This is a genomic window from Isoptericola sp. NPDC056573, from assembly GCF_042793335.1.
GTDB lineage: Bacteria > Actinomycetota > Actinomycetes > Actinomycetales > Cellulomonadaceae > Isoptericola.
On sequence record NZ_JBHTUY010000002.1, the window covers coordinates 90,389 to 105,787 of the forward strand.

Here is a 15,399-nt window from a genome sequence, read left to right on the forward strand (position 1 = left end):
AATGCGGTGGGCGCCTCCCCCAGGAGGTGGAAGTGTGGGCCCATGAGCCTCCCCACGTCGGCGGACTTCTGGATCTGCCGCACCTGCGCCGTCGAGCACTCCACCCGACCGGAGGTCTGCGCGATCTGCGCGGACGAGCGCCAGTGGGTGCCCGTGACCGGCCAGGCGTGGACCACCCTGGACGAGCTCGCGGCCGAGGGCCTCGCCGTCGAGGTCGCCGAGCTCGAGCCCGACCTGCTCGCCCTGCACGCGACGCCGCACGTGGGCATCGGGCAGCAGGCGAAGGTGGTGCGCACCGACGCGGGCGCGCTGCTGTGGGACCCGCTCGGCTTCGTGGACGACGTGGGCGTCGCGGCGGTCGTGTCGGCCGCCGCGGGCGGCGACGTCGTGATCGCCGCCAGCCATCCGCACATGTTCGGCGTGCAGGTGGAGTGGAGCCGCCGCCTGGCCGCGGCCACCGGCCGCGACGTGCCTGTCCTGGTGAGCGAGGCCGACGCCGGCTGGGTGGCCCGCCCGGACGCCGTGATCGAGACGTGGTCGCCGGACGCGTCCGGCGAGCGCGAGGTGCTGCCCGGCGTCGTGCTCAGCCAGCCGGGCGGGCACTTCCCCGGCTCGGCGGTGGTGCACTGGACCGGTGCCGACGGGCGCGGCGTGCTCCTGTCGGGCGACACGATCTTCGCCAACCCGGACCGCACGGCGAGCTTCATGCGCAGCTACCCCAACCGCATCCCGCTGTCGGGCACGGTCGTGACGCGCGTCGCCGAGCACGTGGCCCGCCGACCGTTCGACCGGCTCTACAACAACTTCGACGGGGTGATCCCGGCCGACGCGCGCGACGTCGTGCTGCGCTCCGCCGAGCGGCACGCGGCCTGGGCGCGCGGCGACTTCGACCACCTCACCTGATCACCCGGCCGCAGGCTCGACGGCGGGCCCGGCCGCCGGGCCGGGCACCACGACCGCCGCGATCGCCGTCGTGATGGGGATGGCGAGGACGAGCCCGATGGACCCCACCAGGGTCCGGACGATCTCCTCCGCGATCTCGCCCGACGTGAGCGCCGTCGCCGGCGACTGGTCCAGGAGCCACACGGTGAGCAGCAGCGGCAGCGCCGCGCCCACGTAGGCGAACGCGATCGTGTACACGGTGGACGCGATGTGGTCCCGTCCGATCCGCATCGCCCGCGCGAAAAGGGCCCGCCGCGGGGCGAGCGGCGCCAGCGCGCGCAGTTCCCACACGGCCGACGCCTGCGTGATCGTGACGTCGTTGAGCACCCCCATCCCCGCGAGGACGAGCCCGCACAGCGCGATCCCCCGCAGGTCCACGCCCGGCGCCATCGACGGCAGCATCTGGGCGGTCTCCGACGTCGCGCCGGTGATGTGGGACGCGGAGGTCGCCCACGTGCCGATGGCGGCCGTGAGCGCCAGGCCGGCCAACGTGCCCAGCAGGGCCACGGACGTGCGCGTGGTCAGACCGTGCGCCAGGTAGAGCACCGCCAGCATCACCGCCGACGACGTCACCAGCGCGACCGCCATCGCGTCCTTGCCCGCCAGCAGCGCGGGAAACGTGAACCCGAGGAACACGGCGAACGCGACGCCCAGGCCCGCGATCGCGGCGAGCCCCCGCCACCGCGCCACGAGCAGGACGACGAGGACGTAGGCGGCGGCGAGGACGCCGAGCGGCACGGTCCGTTGGTGCTCCATGAAGACGTAGGGGGCGGCGATCTCGCCCTGGAGGTCGCCGATGTGCAGCGCCACCAGGCCGTCGCCGGTCTCGAACTCGAACCGCGGGTCCACCTGCATGCGCGACGTGCCCCCGTCGGGCACCTCGATCGGCAGGGTCACCTCGCCGGACTCGTCCTCGCCCGGGGGCCCGGTCACCGTCACCTCGACGAACGAGCTCCCGTCGACGACCACCGGGATGCGGTCGGGGACCTGCCCCGCCGCCGGCCACAGCGCCCACAGGCCGAGCGCCGTCGCGACGATCGCGGGCAGCACCAGACAGGCGATCACGATGCGCGTGCGCAGCGGCGCGGGGGCGACGGCACCGCCGTGCGCATGGCCGTGCGCATGGCCGTGCGCAGGCGTCGGGTCGGGGGTGACGTCGGTCCTCGAGGCGGGCGTCATGCGCGGATCCTCACACGCGGGCGAGCCGTGACCCGGACGTACACTCCCGGGGTGAGCCAGCCGTCCACGTCCCCGCCCAGCACCGGCTCGGGACGGGCGGCCGGGGTGGCGCTCGCGATCGTCGCCGGTCTCGCCGCCGCGCTGCAGAGCCGGGTCAACGGCTCGCTCGCCACCGCGATGGACAGCCCGTTCGTCGCGGCGTTCTTCTCGTTCAGCTCCGGCCTGGTGCTGCTGCTGGTCGCCCTGGCGTTCTCGTCGACGGGACGCGCCGCGGTGCGCCGCGTCGGGACGGGGCTGCGCACCGGCGGCCTGCGCCCGTGGGAGTGCCTCGGCGGGCTCGGCGGGGCCTTCTTCGTGATGTCGCAGGGCCTGACCGTCGACGTCCTCGGCGTGGCGGTCTTCACCGTCGCCCTGGTGGCCGGGCAGTCGGTGAGCTCGCTCGTCATCGACCGGGTCGGCATCGCCCCCGGCGGCGTCCGCCTGGTCACCCTCGGGCGGGTGCTCGGCCCGGCGCTGACCGTCGTCGCGGTGGTGGTCGTCTCCGGCGCGGGGGCGACCACGGCGGCGCTCGCCCTCGCGCTGTTCCCGCTGGTGGCGGGGGTGCTGCAGTCGTTCCAGCAGGCCCTCAACGGCAGGGTGCGGTCGGCGGTGCGCGTCACGACCCCGGCGGGCGCCCGTGCCCGGCTCGGCGGGGACGGCGGGGTGATCGCGGCGACCGTCGTCAGCTTCGTCGTGGGCACGGCGGCCCTGCTCGTGGTCATGGGCGTCGCGCTCGCCGTCGGCGGTGCCCCGGCGGGAGGCCTGCCGCCGGACCTCCTGCTCTACTCCGGCGGCCTGCTGGGCGTCACGTTCATCGCCCTGCAGGCGGCCGTCGTGCAGCGCATCGGCGTGCTGCTGCTCGGGCTGGGCATGATCGCGGGCCAGGTGGTGGGCGCGCTCGTGCTCGACGTGCTCTCCCCCACCATCGCGCCGCCCGGCGCCGCGACGTACGTCGGCGCGGCGCTCACCCTCGTCGCCGTCGCCGTCCCCCTCCTCGAGGGCGCGCTGCGCCGACGCTGACCGCCCGAGCGGCCCGGGACGCGACGACGCCGCCACGACCAGGGCGGTCGTGGCGGCGTCGGCGTGCGTGGTGCTCAGCGGGTGACGCGGTGCGTCACTTCTGCCAGCCCCAGTTCTCCGGGTGCGGGGCGAGGCCCTGGAAGCCGGAGGTGCGCCAGCCGAAGTTGGCCAGGCCCTTCTTCACCGCGGTCATCTCCGGACCGAAGTCGATCGGGAAGGTGCCGTACTGCTCCAGCGCCTTCTTCTCGGCCTCGTTGAACGCGGCGACCGCCTGCGGGATGTCCTCGATGGTGCCCGGCTTCTTCATCAGCTCGTCGATCTCCTTCGACCCGATGTAGGTGAAGTTCGAGTCGGAGTCGGAGCCGTAGAGCTGGTAGCCCGAGGTGCTGTAGCCGTACGGGTCGGAGGACGACCAGGCCATGATGAGCATCTCGTACTTGCCCCCCAGCACCGTGTCCGAGAACTTCGACGAGTCCTGGTTGTCGAGCTCGACCTCGATGCCGGCCGCCTTGAGCATGGCCTGCACGGCGTTCGCCATGGCGGTCTGCGTCGGGCTGTCGCCGAAGAAGGTGTACTTGAGGTGGACCGGCTTGCCGTCCTTCTCGTAGTAGCCCGAGCCCTCGTTGAGGGTGTAGCCCGCGCCCTCGAGCGTGGCCTTGGCGTTCTCCACCGAGTAGGCGGCGTCGGCCGGCATGTTGTTCTCGTAGCCGTCCTGGATCGGCGACATCACCTCGGACCCGGCCGGGTCCTCCTCCCAGCCGAGACCCTGGAAGTCGATCTCGGCGAGCTTGGTGACGTCGGTCGCCTGCGTCACGGCCTTGCGCACCGCGATGTCCTGCAGCGCCTCGGCCTTGGTGTTCAGCGTGAACACGCCGGTCGACAGGGCGTAGTTGATGAGGATCTGCACGTCGTCCATGCCGCGCGCCACCTTGAGGCGGTCGGCCGCGGCCACGCCGGTGGAGTCGATCTCACCGTTCTGGAACGCGTTGATGGAGGCGGCCTCCTCCATCTGCTTGAAGACGATCTTCTCCAGCTTCGGCGTCTCGCCCCACCACTTGGGGTTCGGCACGAAGGTGGCCTGCGTCTCGTCCTGCGAGTCCACGATGAACGGACCGGCGGCCCACTCGTTGTGCGGCTCGTTCACCCATCCCTCGGTGTAGGTCTTGACGTCCAGGCTGTCCGGGTGCATCAGGTTCAGGAACAGGAACTGGTACGGGAAGAACGGCGCGTCGAAGGTGACGACGACCTGCTTGTCGTCCTTGCCCTTCTCCACCGACTTGACCTGGTCGTAGCCGGTGGTCGAGACCGGGTTGTAGCCCTTGGTCTTGCCCGACTGCGCCTTCCAGGTGGCCTCGAAGGCCGTCCAGTCGATCGGCGTGCCGTCGTTCCAGGTGGCCTTGGGGTTGACGTCGTAGGTGACGACCAGCGGGTCCTTCGAGGTGACCTCGACCTTGGACAGGTAGTCGGGGTTCGGCGTCGGGTTGCCCGCGACGTCGTAGTCCCACAGGGACGCCTGGTAGAGCTTCCAGAAGTCGCCCATGTACCGGGTGTTGCCGTCGACCGAGAACGCGTTCCAGTTCGGCGTGACCTCTTCGATCGGCAGCGTCAGCGTGCCGCCGTCCTTGACGTTCTCGCGGTCCTGCGGGTTGTTGTACGCCTTGCCGGCCTCGGGCATGGGCAGCGCGCCCTGGTACGACGAGGGGACGCCGTCGGCGGGCTGCGTCGTCATCGACGTGTCGCCGTTGCCCTGGGCCGTGCCCTCGTCGTCGCCACCGCCGGAGCCGCACGCGGCCAGGGTGAGCGCGAGCACCGCGGCAGCAGCGACCGCACCGACGCCCTTCTTGCGGATCGTTGTCATGATTCTCCTTGAGAAGCGTCTACCCGGTCGGGTAGATGACCCGGACGGGTCAGGCGCGGGTGGTCTCCCGCACGTCTGGGGTGCCCGCCGACATGGTCAGCGGGAAGTGGCAGGCCGCGAGCTGGTCGTCGCCGCCGGTGAGCACCGGCAGCACGGTGTCGCAGCGGTGCTGGTCGTCGGCCGACAGCGTGGCGCGCACGGGGCAGCGGCTGGCGAAGCGGCAGCCCGGGATCTCCTCGACCGGGCTGGGCAGGTCGCCCTCGAGCACCACCCGCTTGCGCCCGCGCTCGAGCTGCGGGTCGGGCAGCGGTACCGCCGACAGCAGGGCCTGCGTGTACGGGTGGCGCGGCGCGGTGAAGACCGCCTCGGTGTCCCCCGACTCGACGACCTGCCCGAGGTACATCACGGCCACGCGGCTCGAGATGTGCCGGATCACGGACAGGTCGTGCGCGACGAAGAGGAACGCGACGCCGAGCTGGGCCTGCAGGTCCTCGAGCAGGTTGATGACGCCGGCCTGGATCGACACGTCGAGGGCGGACACCGGCTCGTCGAGCACGATGAGCCGCGGGCTCACGGCCAGGGCGCGCGCGATGGCGATGCGCTGGCGCTGGCCGCCGGAGAACTGCGACGGGAACCGGTCGACGTGGTCGGGGTTGAGGCCCACCAGCTTCATGAGCTCGTCGATGCGGGCGTTGACCTTCTGCCGCGACCAGCCGTGCACCTTGAGCGGCTCCGCGAGCACGTCGTAGACCGGCATGCGCGGGTCCAGCGAGCTCATCGGGTCCTGGAACACGATCTGCAGGTCGCGCCGCAGCGCGGACCGCTCGGACCGCGAGAGCTCTTCGAGGTTCTTGCCGAGCACGGCCACCCGGCCGCCCTGCGGCGCCTCGAGCTTCATGATCTCGAGCAGCGTCGTCGTCTTGCCGGAGCCCGACTCACCGACCAGCGCGACGGTCTCGCCGGCGCGCACGTCGAAGGTCACGCCGTCCACCGCCTTGACGGTGCCGACGCGGCGGCGCAGGAAGCCGCCCTTGGTGAGCGGGAAGTGCCGCTTGAGGCCCTCGACCTCGAGCACGACCTCGCGCTCGGAGCGCGGCACGGCCTCGAGAGTCGACTCGGCGGCCTCCGCCACCTCGTACACGTCCTCGAACGTGACGCCCTGCTCGGCGAGCTCGTCGGCGCGCACGCACGCGGCGAGCGTCTCGGGCCGGCCGGCCACGGGCAGCAGGTCCGGCTCGGCCGTGCGGCAGCGGTCCTCCGCCAGCGGGCAGCGCGCGGCGAACGGGCAGCCGACGGGCAGGTCGACCAGCGACGGCGGGTTGCCCTGGATCGGCACGAGCCGACGGTTCTCGCCGCGGTCGGGGCGCGGCACGGCGCCGAGCAGCCCCATCGTGTACGGCATGGCGGGACGGGCGAACAGCTCGTCGACCGGCGCCTGCTCCACGGGACGGCCCGCGTACATGACGAGGACGTCGTCGGCCACGCCCGCGACCACACCGAGGTCGTGGGTGATCATCACGACCGCCGCGCCGGTCTCGCGCTGCGCCTTCTTGAGAACCTCGAGCACCTGGGCCTGGATCGTCACGTCGAGGGCCGTGGTGGGCTCGTCCGCGATGATCACGTCGGGGTCGTTCGCGATCGCGATCGCGATCATCACGCGCTGGCGCATGCCGCCCGAGAACTGGTGCGGGTACGCCTTGAGCCGCTCGGCCGGGTTGGGGATGCCGACCAGGTCCAGCAGCTCGACCGACCGCTCGCGCACCTGCTTGCGGTTCAGGTCCTGGTGCAGGTCGAGCGCCTCGGCGAGCTGGTCGCCGATGGAGAACACCGGGGTCAGGGCCGACAGCGGGTCCTGGAAGACCATCGCCATGTCGTTGCCGCGGTACTTCGAGAGCTCGAGCTCGCTCAGGCCGAGCAGCTCGGTGCCCTTGAGCCGGATGGAGCCCTCGACACGGGCGTTCTCGTCGAGCAGCCCCATGACCGACAGGGACGTCACGGACTTGCCCGACCCGGACTCGCCCACGATGCCGAGGGTGCGCCCGGGCAGGAGGTCGAAGCTCACGCCGCGGACGGCGCGGACGGTGCCGGCCTCCGAGGCGAAGCTCACCTGCAGGTCGCGCACGCTCAGGACGGGGTTCATGCTCGGCCTCCCGACCGGGAGTTCGGATCGATGGCGTCGCGCAGCCCGTCGCCGATGAGCTGCACGGAGAAGGTGAGCAGCACCAGCGCGACCGACGGCGCGATGAGCACCCACGGCGCGGTGAGGATGACGCTCTGCCCGGCCTGGAGGATGGTGCCGAGCGAGGTGTCGGGGGCCTTGATGCCGAGGCCGAGGAAGGACAGCGCCGTCTCGGCGTTCACGGCGGCGACCACGCCGAGCACCGTCTGGATGATGAGCACCGACCCGAGGTTCGGGATGAGGTGCCGGCGGATGATCGTGAACGACCGCACGCCCATGTACTTCGCCGCGTGCACGTAGTCGAGCTCGCGCAGCGACAGCGTCAGGGTGCGCAGCACGCGGGCGTACCCGATCCAGCCGAACACGGTGATGCCGAACGCGAGCCAGATCCACCCGTTGGCGCCCGAGGACGAGCGCACGATCATCGCGATGAGCAGGAACGACGGGATCACGAGCAGCATGTCGAGGACCCACATGCCGACGCGCTCCACCCAGCCCTCGAAGAAGGCGATGGTGGTGCCGACGATCGCGGCGATCACCGTGATCGCCACGGACGACAGGATGCCGATGGCGAGGGAGCGGCCGAGGCCGCGGGCGACGAGCGCGAAGACGTCGGACCCGCCCGTCGTCGTGCCGAACCAGTGCTCGGCGGACGGCGCCTGCGCGAGGGCGAGGAAGTCGGGCTCGTCGTAGCCCCACTGCGCGATGCGCGGGCCCACGAACGCGAACACGACGAGCAGCACCAGCAGGACCAGCCCGACGACGGCGGACGGCCGGCGCGCGAAGCGCCTGGCGATGAGGGTGAAGCGGCCGGTGCGCCGCAGCCCGGTGCTCTGCTCGTCCTCCGCCGTGAGGACGGCGGCGGCCGTGACGGTCAGCTCGGAGTCAGCCATGGTGTCCAGCCCCTCTCAGCTGATCCGGATGCGCGGGTCGAGCCACGCGACGACGAGGTCGGCCAGCAGCGCGCCCACGAGGGTGCACACGCCGGCGAACGCCGCGATGCAGGTCGCGCCGTTGATGTCGTTGTTGACGATCGTGGTGACGAAGTACCGGCCCAGGCCGTTGATCGCGAAGATCGTCTCGGTGATCACCGCGCCGGTGAACACCGTCGCGATCGAGAACGCGACGTTCACGGCCGTCGGGATGAGCGACGTGCGCAGCGCGTGCTTGCGGATCGCGAGGTTCAGCGGCAGCCCCTTGGCGCGCGCCGTCCGCACGTAGTCCGCCTTCATCGTGTCGAGCAGGTAGGTGCGCTGCGTGAGGTGGTAGCTCACGGCGCCGATGATCGTCAGCACGACGGTGGGCAGGATGAGGTGCTGCGCGAAGTCGAGGAGCCACAGCCATGGACTGTCGCCCTCGTAGCTGTGCAGCCCGGTGACGTAGAAGAGCCGGAACCCGACCGCCTCGTTGATGTAGATCGCGCCGATGACGACGAACAGCGCGAGCACCGCCGTCGGGATCACGAGGAAGAAGGTCGCGAAGCCGCCGAGCACGCAGTCCTGCCACTTGTACTGGCGGATCGCGGTGTACACGCCGATCGCGACGCCGATGACGATCGCGAGCACGGTGGCGAGCGTGACGAGCTGCGTCGACGCACCGATCCGGGTGGCGACCGCGCTGGCGACCGGCTCCTGGTCGGGGCTCAGGCCCCAGTTCCAGTGCAGGACGATGTCCGTCAGCCAGCGCCAGTACCGCAGCAGCAGCGGGTCCTCGTCGTTGATGTTCGCCGCGGTGAGGGACGCGTTGATCGAGTCCATCGGCGGCCGCGGGTTGCGCGACAGGTAGTTGGACCGGGGGTCCATGAAGACCGAGGCCAGCAGGTACGTCGCCGAGACGGCGACGAAGAGCATCGCGACGTAGTTGGCCGAACGTCGCAGGAGGAACCTGCCCATCAGTCGCGACCGACGGTGCGCGTCGGCACGGGCACGGGCACGGGTGTGCCCCCTCGTCCGGGTTGCTTGGTCCCGGTCAGCATGGCGAGAGGAGCGACGCGCATGGACTTCCCTGTGCACTGGGGGCTCGTGGCCCGACGACGCGCGCGGCCGTGCCCGAGGGGCCGCGCCGCGCGCATGATGACGAAAGCGCAGGCCGAGCTGGTTTGGCAGGGCGCCTCACGATGGACCTGTGCAACAGTCGCCGACCTTACTCGCGCTGTGTTTCGCCGCGGTTCACGTCTTGTCACCCGGGCCTTCAGTGCACCGGAGATGAGACGCAGAACACACCCTAAGGCCGATAAAATTGCAGGTAGGCGCGTTCTGCGCCGGTGAACATATCGATTCGATCACGATCGTCGCCCCGGCCACCCATGCGCCGAGCGGCACGGGTCCCGGTGCGCGCACGACGGCGGCCGGCCCACGCGAGCGTGGACCGGCCGCCGTCGTGCTCCCGGCAGTGCTGCCGGGCTCAGCGACTCAGAACTTCTGCTGCATCTGCGGGTTCAGCGACCTGAGGTTCGTCTTCGCCTTCCCGTCGATCCGGTCGTCGATGTCGAACGTGTCGAAACCGATCCCCAGGTCGTTCGAGTAGGCGTAGCCGTTGTACCAGTAGGTGGACCAGGTGCCACCGCTGGAGATGCCCGCGCCGCGGTCGAACCAGGCGAGCTCCTTCGGCTTCTTCGAGTTGGTGAAGTCGAACACCGAGACGCCGCCCTGGTACCAGGACTGGACCATGATGTCCTTGCCCTTGACGGGGATCAGCGAGCCGTTGTGCGCCACGCAGTTCTCGGTGGCGTCGTTGATGCGCGGGATCTTGTAGTAGCTCTGGAACACGAGCTTCGTGCCGTTCTTCCCGCCCTTCTTCCGGTCCTTCTCGATGTCGTAGATGCCGTTGGCACCGAGCTCCGGGGCGTACTCGCCGGTGCAGGTCGCCAGCCCGCCGCCGCCGAGCTCGTCGGTGAACACGACCTTGGTCGCGTCGTTGTTGAAGGTGGCCGAGTGCCAGAACGCGAAGTTCTCGGTGTCACGGACCGTGCTGATCACCTTCGGGTGGGCGCGGTCCTTGATGTCCATGAGGATGCCGTCGCCCATGCACGCGCCGGCGGCGAGGTCCTTCTGCACGTACGTGGTGATGTCGTGGCAGCCCGACGTCGCCGACGCACGACGGTCCGGGTCGCCCTCGTAGCCGCCCTCGGGGAAGAGGTTCGGCGTCCCCACCAGCGTGGCGGCGGCCGGGTTCTTCACCGGGATCTTCACGACCGAGATGATGTCGTGCGGCGGCTGGCAGTCCGGGTAGGACGAGCTCGGGCTGTACGACGAGACGTAGACGTACAGGTCCTTGCCGTTCTTGCTCGGCGCCAGGGAGTGGGTGTGGGAGCCGCAGGCCGTCTCCACGGACTTGACGTACTCGGGCTCCAGCGGGTCGGAGATGTCCCAGACCTTGATGCCCTCCCAGGCGTCCTTCTCCGTCGCGGGGCGGGTCGTCGAGGCGCACGAGTCGTCGCTGCGCGACGAGTCGGTCGAGAGCACCAGGACGTCGCCGTAGACGGAGATGTCGTTCTGCGAGCCCGGGCAGTACACCTGCAGCGCCTGGACGGGCTCCTCCGGGTCGGAGAGGTCGTACACGGTGAACCCGTCGTAGTTGCCCGCGAAGGCGTACTTGCCCTGGAACGCGATGTCCGAGCCGGTGCCCTGGAGGGCGCCGTTCTTCGGGTTGTTGCTGAGGTGCTCGATCTTCGACGACGCCACCTCGCCGGGCGGGACGTCGGGCTCGGCGGCGTCGGCGGCCGATGCGGGGGTCGCGAGACCCAGCGCGCCCGCGACCAGGGTCAACGAGAGGGCGACGCCGACGACGCCTCTCGTCCGTGAACTTCTCGTCCGTGAACTCCGCATCCGTGCACTCCTCATCGGTGAACTCAGGGTTGGACGACGCGCAAGCGCCACACCTCGTTGTGTTGGTCACCCTGAGTGTTGTCTGGAAGCATCCTCCCCACCAGCCGTCCGGGCATCTTTTTACGTGGTGGCAACACCCTCAGGAGAGGATCTTCCGGTGATCACAGACCTCCGGCTCCGTCGCACGAGCGGCCGACGCACCGCCCTGGCCTGTGCCGCCGTGCTCGGCGCGGGGCTCGCGGTCGCGGGGTGCACCGCCGAGGAACCCGAGCCGGCGCCGACGCCGTCGTCGGCCGTGCTGGTGCCGGGGAAGCCCGGCGAACCCGCCGAGACCATCGCCCCCGAGGACTACGAGGGGATGGGCGACGCCGACGTGGTCACCGACGCCGACGCCGACTTCATGACGAAGATGATCGGCCACCACGCGCAGGCCGTGGAGATGGCGCAGCTGGTCCCCGAGCGGTCGACGTCGGCGCCGCTCGCGAAGTTCGCCGACCGCATCCGCCTGACGCAGGACGGCGAGATCGACTACATGAGCCGCTGGCTCGAGGACCAGGGCCTCCCGGTGCCCGCGGTGGCGACGGCGTCGCCGAGCGCCTCGTCGGACGGGAGCGGGCCGCGCGCCCCGCAGGCCCACGACCACGGCTCCATGCCCGGCATGCTGACGGACGCCGAGATGACGGCCCTGGCGGACGCCGACGGCACCGACTTCGAGCGGCTGTTCCTCGAGGGCATGATCAAGCACCACGCGGGCGCGCTGGAGATGGTCGACGACCTCAGCTCCACGGGGCGGGACGAGACGGTCCAGGAGTTCGCCGCGAACGTGGCGGCGGACCAGATCGCGGAGATCGACCGGATGTCCCGGCTGCTCGACGAGCTCCCCGACTGAGCGCTCCCCGCTCACCCGCCGCGGGCGACCTCCGCGGTGAAGACCCGCAGCAGCGGGGTCGCGTCGGACGAGCGCCACACCAGCGCCCAGCGCACCGCGGGCGCGCCGTCGAGCGGGAGGTACGTGACGCCCGGCCACGGGAAGTAGCGGCGACCCTCGTCGGGCACCGGGCACACGACCTTTCCCGCCGCGACGAGGGCGAGGATCTCCTGGTAGGTGGCGGCACCTGGTCCGCGGGGCACCTCCCGCCCGGACGGCGTCCGCTCGGGCAGGACGCCGGCCAGCCACGACGGCGGCGCCGCCCCGCGGATCGCCGGCACGGCGTGCTCGGCGAGCGCCTCGACGTCCGCCCGCCCCGCCGCGGCGAGCGGGTGGCCCGTCGCCACCAGGAGCCGCAGCGGCTCGGACCGCAGCACGGGGCCCACGGTGAGGTCCGGCTCCTCGACGGGCAGCCACGTGGTCAGGACGTCGACGTCGCCGCGCCGCAGCGCGGCGAACGGGTCGCTGAAGACGACCTCGTGGAAGCGCAGCTCGACGTCGGGGTGCCGCGCACGGAACCGGGCGAGGTCGGGCTCCAGCTCGTGCGCCTGCCCGCCCATGAAGCCGAGCGTCAGCGTGCCGGCCACGCGTCGCGCCGCGGCCGTGGCGGCGGCGACGGCGGTGCCGATGCCCTCGTAGGCGGGGCGCAGGCCCGTGCGGAGCACCTCCCCCACCGCGGTGAGCTCGACCTTGCGGCTGGTGCGCGCGAACAGCGGCGCCCCGACCGCCCGCTCCTGCTTGCGGATCGACTGGCTCACGCGCGACACCGACACGTGCAGCCGCTCCGCCGTCCGGCCGAAGTGCAGCTCCTCCGCGAGGGTCAGGAAGATCTCGATCTCACGCAGCTCCACGCCTCGTCGCACCCCTCGCCGCCTGCACCCTCCGCCCGGGCGACCGATCGTTGACCCGGGGTGAACGAGCGTAGCCGGATCGGCCGTTGATCCGTCTCGCGGGCGCGGCAAGCCTGGGAGAGCGCCCGCGAGGGCGGGACCGACCGCACCGCACCCAGGAGGACCACCATGCGCCCACCCTTCGTCGCCGAGCACGGCTCCCCGAGCGCCCGGGCCGCCGGGGGTCCACGCCGGCACGAGCGCCCGCTGCACCGGCCCGCCCCCGCGCGCCGGCTGCCGCCGGCGTCGGTCCGGCGGCGTCACCGGGACGCGGGTGCGCCCGGCGTCAGCCGCGGCCCAGGGCCGTCACCATGAGCATCGTGGAGTCGTCGTCGGACTCGAGCCCGGCGAGCTTGTGCTCGATCACCTCGAGGTCGCGGGTGAGCCTCACGGTGGAGCGGAGGTCCTCCAGCCGCTCCAGGATCCGCGTGCCGCGACGTTCCACGAGCCCGTCGGTGTAGAGCAGCAGGGACTCTCCCGGCGCGAGGTCGACCCGGCCCGCGCGCACGGTCTCGCGCATCGCCCCGACCGGGGGGTTGCGGACCACCTCGACGAACCGGGCGCCCTGCGCGTCCGCGACCACCGGCGGCAGGTGGCCGGCGCAGACGTAGTCGACGGCGCCCGCACCGGTGCCGGGGTCGACCTCGAGGATGCCGACCAGCAGCGTGGCCATGTCGTCGGTCAGGAGCGTCCGCGCGAGGCGGTCCAGGCCGCCCGCCGCCGTCGCGACGTCGCGGTGCTCGAGCAGCAGGGTGCGCAGGCCGTTGCGCAGCTGGTTCATCGCCGACGCGGCGGGCAACCCGTGGCCGGCGACGTCGCCGATCACGAGGGCGGTGCGGCCGTCGGGCAGCTCGAACGCGTCGTACCAGTCGCCCCCGACCCGGCCGCCGTCCGCGGGGCGGTAGCGGGCCTCGAGCCGCCACCCGGGCAGGGTGGGCAGCACCGCCGGCAGCGAGGAGTGCTGCAGCACGAGCGCGGCGCCGAGGTCGGGCCGCGAGCGCCGGTACAGGAGCTCGACGACGGTCCGACGCGCCACGAGGGCGGCGCGGACGTCGTGGTCCGACCAGGGATCGCAGGTGCCGTGCACGGCCTCCCGCCACGCCGCGAACGACTGCCGGGGGCCCACCCGGACGACCGTGCCGCTCTCGTCCCGGTCGACCGTCTTCGCGCGCGGGTCGCCGCCCCACGTCACCTCGCGCGCGACCTCACGGCGGAACAGGGCGAGCAGGTCGCCGTCCGGCAGCGGGGCGACGAGCGCGCCCGCGACCTCGCCCAGCCGGTCCGCCAGCTCCGGGTGCTCGGTCCGCAGGTCGTGCGACGCGTACACCGGCGCCGTCCCGCCGTCCCGGCGCGGCCGGGACGTCCGCCGGACGGCGTCGACCACCAGGTCGGGCACGTCGGGGACCAGCCCGACCGTCGCCGTCGCGTCGCCGGTGCGGACCACCGCGCCGTCGACGCCGAGGATCCGCAGCAGCTCCGGCTGGGCGACGGCGTCGGACACCGGGTCGTCCTCCACCCGTACCAGCGCCTCGAGCGCCCGCGAGACGTCGCGGGCGTGCTGCGCGTCGTCCGCGGCGGCGCGCACCACCATCTGCAGGGACAGCCCCGAGGCGAGCGCCTCGGCCGCCGCACGGACCTCGAGCGACGGCGTGTGCGGGCCGTCGACGTGGTGGCACGCGACCATCCCCCACAGCCGGCCGCCCCGCAGCAGGGAGATCGACATCGAGGAGCGGACCCCCATGTTCCGCAGGTACTCGACGTGCACGGGAGACACCGCGCGCAGGCTCGCGAACGAGAGGTCGGTCGGCTCGCCGGTGCCGGGCAGCAGCGCGGGCACCAGGTGCCGCGGCACGGACTCGACGTCGGAGATGAGCCGCAACCAGCTCTTCTCGTACAGGGCGCGGGCCTGCGGGGGGATGTCGCCGGCCGGGTAGCGGTGGCCGAGGAACGGCTCGAGGTCGGCGCGGCGCGCCTCGCCCACGACCTGGCCGTGGTGGTCCTCGTCGAACCGGTAGACCATCACCCGGTCGAAGCCCGTCACCTCCCGCACGCCGCGCGCCGCGAGCTCGTACAGCTCCTCGAGGGAGCCGGCCGTCGCCGCCTGGCCGAGCACCGTGTACGCGGCGCGGTACGGCTCGGCCGGGTCGGCGCCCTGGTCCGCGAGCGGCTCGAGCTCGACGACCACGACGGCCTGCGGGTTGCGGTGGGTGGACGCCACCCAGGTGCGGCCGTCGAGCACGACGCGCCGCAGGCCGTCCGCGAGCGGCCCGCCGTCGGCGACGTCCTCGAGCCGGAGCGCCGCCGCCGCGTCCTCGCCCAGCAGGGCCGGGAGCGTGCGCCCGAGCACGTCCTCGGCCGCCACCCCCAGGAGGTCCGCGGTGGTGGCCGACGCCTGGACGACGACGCCCCCGGCGAGCACCAGCAGCACGCCACGGGGCTGGACCGAGCCCGGGACGTGGATGGGTTCGGCCGCACAGACCTCGAGGTCGGTGTCGTCCCCACTGCCGCGGACGGAGCTCTGCATCGACGATCAGCCT

Annotated in this window: 11 protein-coding genes; 3 read left to right on the forward strand and 8 right to left on the reverse strand. The window is 72.2% G+C overall.

Annotation, left to right across the window (positions count from 1 at the left end):
• Nucleotides 1–42: 42 nt before the first annotated feature.
• Nucleotides 43–903 carry a hydrolase gene (locus tag ACFQ8E_RS03140; RefSeq protein ID WP_430549119.1) on the forward strand — a complete coding sequence of 287 codons (861 nt, stop codon included), beginning with the start codon at nt 43–45 and terminating at the stop codon, nt 901–903.
• On the opposite strand, the gene ACFQ8E_RS03145 is transcribed toward ACFQ8E_RS03140, so the two are convergent.
• Nucleotides 904–2,121: a YibE/F family protein gene (locus ACFQ8E_RS03145; protein WP_430549120.1), complete on the reverse strand. Its 1,218-nt coding sequence runs from the start codon at nt 2,119–2,121 to the stop codon at nt 904–906.
• Nucleotides 2,122–2,172: 51 nt separating this feature from the next.
• Between ACFQ8E_RS03145 and ACFQ8E_RS03150 the strand changes: the two genes are divergently transcribed.
• Nucleotides 2,173–3,180, forward strand: coding sequence for a DMT family transporter (locus ACFQ8E_RS03150; protein WP_430549121.1), 1,008 nt, complete (start codon nt 2,173–2,175; stop codon nt 3,178–3,180).
• 94 nt (nt 3,181–3,274) lie between these two features.
• Here the strand turns inward: ACFQ8E_RS03150 and ACFQ8E_RS03155 are convergent, their stop codons facing one another.
• From ACFQ8E_RS03155 to ACFQ8E_RS03175, 5 genes are all read right to left on the reverse strand, one after another.
• Nucleotides 3,275–5,038, reverse strand: coding sequence for an ABC transporter family substrate-binding protein (locus ACFQ8E_RS03155; protein WP_430549122.1), 1,764 nt, complete (start codon nt 5,036–5,038; stop codon nt 3,275–3,277).
• A gap of 49 nt (nt 5,039–5,087) precedes the next feature.
• A complete protein-coding gene (locus ACFQ8E_RS03160) occupies nt 5,088–7,178 on the reverse strand; it encodes a dipeptide ABC transporter ATP-binding protein (protein ID WP_430549123.1) in 2,091 nt (696 codons plus the stop codon).
• Nucleotides 7,175–8,110 (reverse strand): ABC transporter permease, encoded by a 936-nt coding sequence (locus ACFQ8E_RS03165; RefSeq protein ID WP_430549124.1) that lies wholly within the window; start codon nt 8,108–8,110, stop codon nt 7,175–7,177. The genes ACFQ8E_RS03160 and ACFQ8E_RS03165 overlap by 4 nt, the downstream gene beginning before the upstream one ends.
• Nucleotides 8,111–8,125: 15 nt before the next feature.
• Nucleotides 8,126–9,109, reverse strand: coding sequence for an ABC transporter permease (locus ACFQ8E_RS03170; RefSeq protein ID WP_430549125.1), 984 nt, complete (start codon nt 9,107–9,109; stop codon nt 8,126–8,128).
• A 519-nt stretch (nt 9,110–9,628) separates the two neighbouring features.
• Complete coding sequence (locus ACFQ8E_RS03175) at nt 9,629–11,044, reverse strand: LVIVD repeat-containing protein (RefSeq protein ID WP_430549126.1); 1,416 nt, start codon at nt 11,042–11,044, stop codon at nt 9,629–9,631.
• 157 nt (nt 11,045–11,201) lie between these two features.
• Between ACFQ8E_RS03175 and ACFQ8E_RS03180 the strand changes: the two genes are divergently transcribed.
• The gene (locus tag ACFQ8E_RS03180) at nt 11,202–11,933 is read left to right on the forward strand and encodes a DUF305 domain-containing protein (RefSeq protein WP_430549127.1); all 732 of its coding nucleotides are present in this window, start codon (nt 11,202–11,204) and stop codon (nt 11,931–11,933) included.
• A gap of 11 nt (nt 11,934–11,944) precedes the next feature.
• Here ACFQ8E_RS03180 and ACFQ8E_RS03185 read toward each other — a convergent pair whose 3' ends face one another.
• Together ACFQ8E_RS03185 and ACFQ8E_RS03190 are read right to left on the reverse strand one after the other, a co-directional pair.
• Complete coding sequence (locus tag ACFQ8E_RS03185) at nt 11,945–12,823, reverse strand: LysR family transcriptional regulator (protein ID WP_430549128.1); 879 nt, start codon at nt 12,821–12,823, stop codon at nt 11,945–11,947.
• Nucleotides 12,824–13,148: 325 nt separating this feature from the next.
• Complete coding sequence (locus ACFQ8E_RS03190; RefSeq protein WP_430549129.1) at nt 13,149–15,386, reverse strand: SpoIIE family protein phosphatase; 2,238 nt, start codon at nt 15,384–15,386, stop codon at nt 13,149–13,151.
• Nucleotides 15,387–15,399 lie beyond the last annotated feature (13 nt).

Coding starts and splice junctions, on each gene's coding strand:
- ACFQ8E_RS03160 (WP_430549123.1), bottom strand. CDS start 7,178: ATGAACCCCGTCCTGAGCGTGCGCGACCTGCAGGTGAGCTTCGCCTCG.
- ACFQ8E_RS03155 (WP_430549122.1), bottom strand. CDS start 5,038: ATGACAACGATCCGCAAGAAGGGCGTCGGTGCGGTCGCTGCTGCCGCG.
- ACFQ8E_RS03175 (WP_430549126.1), bottom strand. CDS start 11,044: ATGCGGAGTTCACGGACGAGAAGTTCACGGACGAGAGGCGTCGTCGGC.
- ACFQ8E_RS03140 (WP_430549119.1), top strand. CDS start 43: ATGAGCCTCCCCACGTCGGCGGACTTCTGGATCTGCCGCACCTGCGCC.
- ACFQ8E_RS03170 (WP_430549125.1), bottom strand. CDS start 9,109: ATGGGCAGGTTCCTCCTGCGACGTTCGGCCAACTACGTCGCGATGCTC.
- ACFQ8E_RS03165 (WP_430549124.1), bottom strand. CDS start 8,110: ATGGCTGACTCCGAGCTGACCGTCACGGCCGCCGCCGTCCTCACGGCG.
- ACFQ8E_RS03190 (WP_430549129.1), bottom strand. CDS start 15,386: ATGCAGAGCTCCGTCCGCGGCAGTGGGGACGACACCGACCTCGAGGTC.
- ACFQ8E_RS03145 (WP_430549120.1), bottom strand. CDS start 2,121: ATGACGCCCGCCTCGAGGACCGACGTCACCCCCGACCCGACGCCTGCG.